6 protein-coding genes are annotated in these 7,704 nt (G+C 53.5%); all 6 read right to left on the reverse strand.

Annotated elements, in window-relative coordinates; all coding sequences use genetic code 11:
* Nucleotides 1-168: 168 nt before the first annotated feature.
* Nucleotides 169-2,601: a YbcC family protein gene (locus M7R55_RS10125; protein ID WP_298220292.1), complete on the reverse strand. Its 2,433-nt coding sequence runs from the start codon at nt 2,599-2,601 to the stop codon at nt 169-171.
* 31 nt (nt 2,602-2,632) lie between these two features.
* On the reverse strand, nt 2,633-4,318 hold the full coding sequence (locus M7R55_RS10130) for an NADH-quinone oxidoreductase subunit L (protein ID WP_298220293.1): 1,686 nt from the start codon (nt 4,316-4,318) through the stop codon (nt 2,633-2,635).
* 450 nt (nt 4,319-4,768) lie between these two features.
* On the reverse strand, nt 4,769-5,716 hold the full coding sequence (locus tag M7R55_RS10135; protein ID WP_298220294.1) for a LysR family transcriptional regulator: 948 nt from the start codon (nt 5,714-5,716) through the stop codon (nt 4,769-4,771).
* A 663-nt stretch (nt 5,717-6,379) separates the two neighbouring features.
* Nucleotides 6,380-7,018: a ParA family partition ATPase gene (gene parA / locus M7R55_RS10140; protein WP_298220295.1), complete on the reverse strand. Its 639-nt coding sequence runs from the start codon at nt 7,016-7,018 to the stop codon at nt 6,380-6,382.
* Between the two features lie 4 nt (nt 7,019-7,022).
* Nucleotides 7,023-7,295: a 4a-hydroxytetrahydrobiopterin dehydratase gene (locus tag M7R55_RS10145; protein WP_298220296.1), complete on the reverse strand. Its 273-nt coding sequence runs from the start codon at nt 7,293-7,295 to the stop codon at nt 7,023-7,025.
* Between the two features lie 153 nt (nt 7,296-7,448).
* Nucleotides 7,449-7,704, reverse strand: a 256-nt coding sequence (locus M7R55_RS10150) for a BMC domain-containing protein (protein WP_298220297.1), incomplete at its 5' end; no start/stop codon positions are given.

The following is a 7,704-nucleotide window of genomic DNA, read 5'->3' on the forward strand; positions in this document are numbered from 1 at the left end:
CCAGTATGTCTTGCGGCGTGCGGCAGCCTTTCAGAAGCTCGTCGAGCAGGGCATCGGTCTTCTTCTGGGTAATGGTCATTGGTTCTCCTCCTTCTCGTTAGTCGCAGATAACCAGTTACACAGTTATTTGTACACCCTCGCGAACACGGGTCGGCGTGACACGAACACTTAATCTTTGCGCCAATTACCATTGGCAAATCGACGTTTGACTCCTCCTCTTTCATCAATCTGACAAAAGTTCACCCAGTGATTGTCTACCAGTTGGCGCAGCATGGGGTGATCTTGAATGATTCGATCCAGTGCATCGGTGGGCGCTTCTATGAACGCGTTCAACCGCAGTGGCTCATGTCGCCAGGTTTCGCCGTTATGCAGGGACTGCAACGACAGGCCGATCCGCAGATCGCCACTATTGCCTTCGAGCACGCCGACCAGCCCGCCCACAACGTTGTGCAAGACCTTGTTGCCACAGCCCAGTCGTTCGTTATCGACGGTGGAACCGTAATACTGCAGGTTGATCCAACTGGCAACCACGAGCGGCGCGGTCATGATCAGGGTCAAAACGCCAAAATCGGGATCTTTGCGCCAATCGTAATCATGCAGGAATGCACGACCACGCAAATCGAGACCTCGGGTACGCCAGCGTGGTGCCGCGATGAATGCGCCATTGCCGGCCAGACCCCATTCTGGCCGCACCTGCGACCAATCACGGCCACGATGAATGACATGGCGCGCCGCCGACTGTTGATCAACCTGCTTGTCGAGTGTGACCAACCGTTCAAGTCGAGTCAGTTCTCCTGCCTGTTCCAACGCTTGCGTGACCGCTTTCAGAATTGCTGGATCAATGCCTGTGGTCGGCACATCCAGTAAAGACACCTGATCCGTGGTGGTATCGTGAAGTGCAGCGATAAATCGGGTATCCCGCGGAATGCGAATACCCTTGGCGGCTAGTCCGAGCCGTACTGCGGGCTCGTTGAGTAGCGATGCGGCCACCCGCGCACTGACTTCACCGGTCTGCCCCGCGCAGGCGCCGCAATCCAGACCCGCACGATGCGGGTTGTTCGTGGTCGAAGTGCCATGGCCAGCAAGCAAGATGATGCGGGCGAACCGATCGATCAATCCGAGTCCACGCAGCATGCCTTCTGCCAGTTTGATTTTTTCCTGTTCACTAAGCGCGCCGCCATTGGCGCCAATCAACGCCGGATGAAGCTGGGAGCGCTCCTTGGCTGTCAGCCCGGCCTCATCAGGTGGCAAGGATGGCCGGTGCCAGCCCAAGGTATCGGCAAGCAATCGTGGCACATAACTCAGCCCTGCCGACTCAACAAAGGTGAAACAGGATGCCGCCGAGAGTTTGAACTGCTTCCAGGTCGCAGACCGGCTCAAGCGCGCGTGTTGTCGTTCAGCAATGGCCTTGTCGCCCACTTGCTGGGCGCGAAAAACCGGCTTGAGCAATACCGGCATGTGGGATCGGGTATAAGACTCGTCGAGGCGGCAATATTCAACCGGCACGCCAAAGAACCCGGCAAAGCCGATGGTTTCCAGATTGGGCATACTGGCTTCCAGATGCCGCCGGAAAACTTCTGAGCGCACATCAATGCAAAAAGCCGCCTGTATTTCCGGGGGTGCGGCAGGTAAATTCTCGGGTTTGGATTTCAAGCCGCTCGCCACCTTGCGACGAAAGGATATTTCCGCTGCTGTCAGCAGAATCTCGTCGATGGGCATATCTTCGTTCGATTGAAACCCCCGTTGTCGCTGCCATTCAGACATCTTCAACCGCCACCGCTGGCGCGTAGGTTCGTCCATTTCCATCAGGATCAGGGCATCCCAAACCAGACGAATTACCATCAGATCCCGCAAGTCATCGTTTTCCTCGCCCTGCAGTTCAGCCTGCCAGAGCAGATAACGGCAGTAGCTTGCCCAGCCACCAATTGATTTAAGCGTGGCAAACAAGTAATCGGCCAACTGTTCTTCGGGTAAATCGATTTGAGCCAGCGCCCAGCTCAGGGCCTCTTCCGAATGTTCAGAAACACAAAGCAGGTTCTTTCTCACTCCTTTGAGCCCGGCTGCGCCGGATGAACGGTCGATCAGAGTGTATTGCCGCCAGGACGAATAGAGACGTTTTTCCGCCTCGCATGGTATATGCCACAGCGCCTGCCCACGGTCATAATGCGCAGCCAGATAGCCGCTGATCTGATCAGTGACGAAAGCAAGAAACGGCGGTGCATCACGCCGGTTCAGTTCCAGGGCCAGCAGTGGAAGCGGCTTTTTCGGGGTCGGTTCGCACTGCGCCGCCTGCTTTATGCTGTTGACATCGATATCACACTTGAGCTGATTGGCGGCCTCGGTCAGATCCGAAACTTTGATCGCACCCGTGATGATTTTCTTGGCGAACCACGCTCGTTCCATGTACAGGTATTCGCCTGTGGTTTCGGCCAGATAGTTTCCCACCTCCGTGAAGGGCCGATCGATCAGTCCTAGATAGGGATTGACGGCCACAAAGGAATCCAGTGGCCAGACAGGCGTGATTTTACGACAGGTTTCCTCGATCAGTGACAAAAGAGCCTGCGGGTTTTGACGTGAAGATATGTGCGTTGAGGTACTCATCATGGTTTCCTTAGCAATTCACGAGCTGGGCTCAGACTTGGGCATCATTGGTACAACGGGACTTTCGAGATAATTCAGAATCCGGCATCCGGGTCATGCGCCCTACTTTTTCCGGCCACAAACGATAGGACAAACGCTCTACCCAACGATCGACGTATAACCCGTTATACAAGTGGATAAACAAGGCCGTCTGACTGCTGCGCGCCATCCGTTCTCGCCCCGGCCCCTGCAACCAGGCCACGGCGACGAATCCGGCGATGGTCAACACGATCAGGCTCCAGTACAGGACCAAGTTCAGGTCTGAGACCTTGGTGGGCAGCGGTGCAAATTCCTGTGCGAAACCGTGCATGAACAACCCATGCAAGACAAAGTAGATTGCAGACATGGCCGTCGCAGTGACAATAGCCGTAACCACCTCCCCGACGGTGCCATAACTCAGTACCTTGAGCACCAGTTGCTCGGTAGCCAACGCGATGATGACGACCAAAGCCAGCAGCGTGGGTTCATCCTGCAAGCGCAATCCCATGCCGATGACCAATGCTAGAACGATCGACAAGCTACCCAGGAAGGTGATCATCCACGCTGCCAGGGAAACAGGGCGATATTTGAAAATCTTGGGCTGGCGCAGTTGATCGGCAATCCCCCCCGAAGACAAAAATGCATGTGCCTTGTATAACGAGTGCCCCACGAGGTGCAGCAACCCGAGAGCGAACAGACCAAGGCCGAGTTCCAGCAACATAAAGCCCAGCTGGGCAGCCGTGGACCATGCCAGTGACGACTTGATGGCTGACTGGGTCAACATGACAAGCGAGGCGATGATCAGCGTGGTCAGGCCCACGACGGCCAACAGAATGAGGGCATAGCCGTCGGCGATCAAGAGGTTGCTGGTACGAAGCACGATGATCGCCCCGCTATAGACGATGCCGGCATGCATCAGTGCCGATACGGGCGTCGGTGCTTCCATGACCTGGATCAGCCAGCCATGAAAGGGAAACTGCGCGCTCTTGAGAATGGCTGCCAGCACAATCAACCAAGCGGCAATGTGCAACTCGAGAGGCAACTGCTCATGGCTTTGCACAAACGCGGTAATCGCCGAGAATTCCAGACTGCCAACTTGCAGGCCGATAAGCACCGTGGCAATGATCAACAGCGCATCAGCCGTGCGGCTGAAAATCGATTTCTTGTGTGTGACCATGATGGCGCGGGGCCGCTCAGAGTAAAACCCCAGCAGCCGATGCAGAGTAAATCCGGTAATCAGGATCGCGATCGTAAACAATGCCATGTTCCCGGCAATAACCACCAACAGAAACCAGCCGCCGGTGAATCCTAGCAAACGGAAAAAACGGGCCTGCTGCGGATCACCATCGAGATACTGAATGCTGAATCGCGCAATGATCATTAATACAAAACTGACCAGCGTGGCCAACAGCAAGCTCAGACCATTGACGACAATGGAGACATGAAGATCGATGCTTCTATCCAAGCGGGGCAAAGGTATCGCCGGCATGAATAGATCACTGCGCGACCCGGAGGCGTACATCAGCACAGAAACCAGAGCGAGTGCAAATGCGATCAAGGTGGCTGATGCCACGCGCCGGCGATAAATCAGTGCGGCATCCACACCCGTGCGGGCAATCGGAAGTGAGAAAGCAAGCATTGTTATCGGCATGGCCAGTAACATCAGCCCAGTAGCATTAGCCAACAGCTCGGCGGTCATCGTCTTATCCTCACGTCTCTTATTTCATTTGCCCTATGTGTGAGAAGATAAGCGTCAATTCACCCTATGTATAATTCGATTTTACCCAATCTGGCATAGGGCAAAATCTATAAATGGATCAAACTTAACACTGGTTAGCCACTTATTTTCAAATTGACTGATACAGCTCCTTGTTTATAAATGCAATTATCCCGATACGACTGAGAATAAAACAAGAATAAGTGACGTTATTCGGATTTTTTCCATAGGATAATCTCTATGCAAGCAAAGATTGCGATCAATGGAAATTGAGTTTTTTCAGCCGGACTTCAAAGATCTATCGTTTATCCGCCGATATGGAATACTTCGAATTGCACTTCGTTCCGCTTTCATTGAGAAAAAATTAGCCCGACATAATTTCGGGCAAACCGACTGGTTTCAAGCTCGTTTTCATTATCCAAATAATGGTTTTCAGCCAATTTTAAGATAATCGCCGCCGTGTGTTTTCAAAAAGGAAAGGAATTTGCGCGCCAGTACGGAAAGTGCCTTGCCTTTTGGGTACACGATGTTCCAGCAACTTTCCAACGGAAATCCTTGCACATCGAGTTTCACAAGCGGTCCACCGACGCCTTCAATATTCAGAGCGTGCTCGGAGACCACAGCCAGTCCCAACTTCCCGACCACTGCATGTTTGATCGCTTCATTGCCATCGAGCACGAGGCGAGTCTTGATCGACAACCCGTGGCGCGCAAACAGCTCTTCTGTTTTGTGCCGAATCCCGGAGCCGGGTTCTCGCATGATGAAGGACTCTTCTGCGATCCTACTGAGCGGAATGTTTCGTACCTTAGCGAGTGGGTGGCTGCGGTGGGCGATCACCAGCAAGGGGTTTGGCGCGAAGGGTATCACCTCAAGATCAATCCGGCTTTGCGGCACCTGCCCCATGATGTAGAGATCGGAGGCATTTTCCTCGATCCGCCTCATCAGGGTATCCCGGTTAGAAATGATCAGTTCCAATTCGATATCCGGATATTGTTCCGCAAAATAACCTAGGGCGACCGGCGCGAAATATTTGGCGGTGGTAATGACCGAAAGCCGCAACCTCCCCTTGCGTAATCCTTTCAAGTCATTCAGAGACATTTCGATATTGGCCAGCGCATCCATTGCCTCGCGGCAGCCACGTAACACGATTTGACCCGCCTCGGTCAGATAAATGCGCCGGCCGATTTGTTCATACAAATCTAGCCCTATAACCTCCGACAGGCTTTTAACCTGTGCAGATACACTCGGTTGGGTCAGGTTCAATTCCGCCGCGGCACGGGTAAAACTTTCGAGTCGCGCTACCGATTCGAAAACCTCTATTTGCCGCAACGAAGCATGTCTCAGGAGTTTCCTGGAAAGCGTGGCAAGTTCCTGTGTCATCTGAAGGAATCCTCTAAGTAAATACTGATTTATTCCATCCTTGGAATAAATCAGCTCGCTCATCGCGGTACACGCCCGCGATGGCTCTCACGAATCAAAGACTGACGTCTTTGTTCGTGTTGGGGCATCCTGCCCCAAGCGGGAAGCACTGACTAAATCAGCGCTTCCCTTACGGGTGTGTACCAAGCTCAGGGGAGCACGATACCGAGGAACTTTTGTCGACCACGGGGAAATGTCGTGGTTGGCAAGCTGGGGCAGTTTCTGGCATCTGAATACACCCTGATATATCGCAAGCATTTGGGAACCGCGGTCAAATGTAATGGGCAAGGAATTTCCAATCGAACATTGAAGGCGGCACAGTTTCGTGCTGCCTCAAAAATCCCCGCCCTTTTACCTCATGGCAGAGATTTTTTTATAACCATTGATAAACCAATGCATTGCGATTGTTGGCACACTAAACCAATCAATCAGGCCAAACACGAGCGGCTGGGATAGTCTGTTTCTGTTCGACATCCGCAGTCTGGGCCCCACTCGATTTAGGAGGTTCCGGTTTGCGACGTGCCGGGGATTTTGGCTGAGTGCTATTTTCAATTGCCGGAGCCTCGGTTGGTTTAATTTCACGCACCTTGTCGAGTCCGGCTGTCAGCTTGTTGCTTACTGTCGTCATAAGTCTAAAACCTCTTCAATAATTGCTTCTATGTCATTCACGGCACTGGAACCGCGTTTGCCCAGTCGATAAACACTGCAACCTTCCAGTGCAGCACTTCTAAAAGCGGCGCGGCGCGCCAGGCCATTTCTGAGCACCGGGATTTCAAAATCAGCCAGTGCCTCATGCATGGATCGCGAAAGTGCGTTGCGATGATCCTGTTGATTGAGGACCATGTACGCGCGCAGATCAGGATTGCTGACTCGCGCTTCCTGCACGGCGCCCGCCATGCCGATACTTGCCCATACATCCAGAGGGGAAGGTTGTATTGGAATCAGGACCATATCCACGAAAGACAACACACGACGCAGAATGTCCGAATCCAGATGCGGTGGACAGTCGATGAGCACATACCGGTGTGCATCAGATAGATGCTGGATGCGTTCACGCACCTCGCCCGCTACAACGCCTTCGATGTGTGGCAGGTCGCCGTCGTTGCCGCTGACTTTTGCCCAGTGACCGGCTGATTCTTGTGGATCAGCATCCAGCAACACGGTGGTGCCACGTTGGCTGAATCCGGCGCCCAGATTGATGGATAAGGTCGTTTTCCCCGTCCCGCCTTTCTGGTTCACAATGGCAAGGCGCAAGCTGCTCATGAGACTACTTGCCTTCATCCAAGAGGAGTGCGTCGATCTTCTGAGCCAACGCCACCGATTCGGAGCCTATTTTGCTACCGCCCTCGTCCAATGTGACGCTGACATAGGTCTTGCCAAAGCTCAGATTCGGATAATGCTTTACCGATTCGGCAATTTTCGCGACGTTATCCAAAAAAGCGCGCGTCGCAGAATAGCTTTCGAATTCGAATCGTCGACTCAACATCGGTGGCAGATCTTGCCTGGTCCAATCGGGGATCGGATTATCATGTTCCTGCATAATTGTGCTCCTCGGCGCCTCGTGATACGGACAGTACGTACACATCATTCAGGACATATCGCTTAGGGAAGCGCTGATTTATTCAGTCAACCCGGTATCAAAATGTCCTGCCACCACTCCTAGAACGGCTATCAGTCATTCTTAGAGAATGGCTTAATTCATCATGGAGCAGTTGATGGCATTGCCTTCGGCAGACAGTACGCTCTCAACTTCGCTGTGGACGCGGGCGATGATGTGCGCCGCAACCAGACCGTCACCGACGCGCTCGCACGCATCGGCACCGGCTCGAACCGCCGCGTTCACGGCACCGGTTTCGCCACGGACCAGAACGGTGACGTAACCGCCGCCGACAAACTGACGCCCGACCAGACGCACTTCCGCCGCTTTGGTCATCGCGTCCGCTGCTTCA

Source organism: Halothiobacillus sp. (assembly GCF_027346185.1).
In the GTDB taxonomy this organism is placed as follows: domain Bacteria; phylum Pseudomonadota; class Gammaproteobacteria; order Halothiobacillales; family Halothiobacillaceae; genus Halothiobacillus.

Excerpts from the sequence above, each read along its gene's own strand:
- M7R55_RS10130 (WP_298220293.1), bottom strand. The coding sequence starts at position 4,318 with ATGACCGCCGAGCTGTTGGCTAATGCTACTGGGCTGATGTTACTGGCC.
- M7R55_RS10135 (WP_298220294.1), bottom strand. The coding sequence starts at position 5,716 with ATGACACAGGAACTTGCCACGCTTTCCAGGAAACTCCTGAGACATGCT.
- parA (WP_298220295.1), bottom strand. The coding sequence starts at position 7,018 with ATGAGCAGCTTGCGCCTTGCCATTGTGAACCAGAAAGGCGGGACGGGG.
- M7R55_RS10125 (WP_298220292.1), bottom strand. The coding sequence starts at position 2,601 with ATGAGTACCTCAACGCACATATCTTCACGTCAAAACCCGCAGGCTCTT.
- M7R55_RS10145 (WP_298220296.1), bottom strand. The coding sequence starts at position 7,295 with ATGCAGGAACATGATAATCCGATCCCCGATTGGACCAGGCAAGATCTG.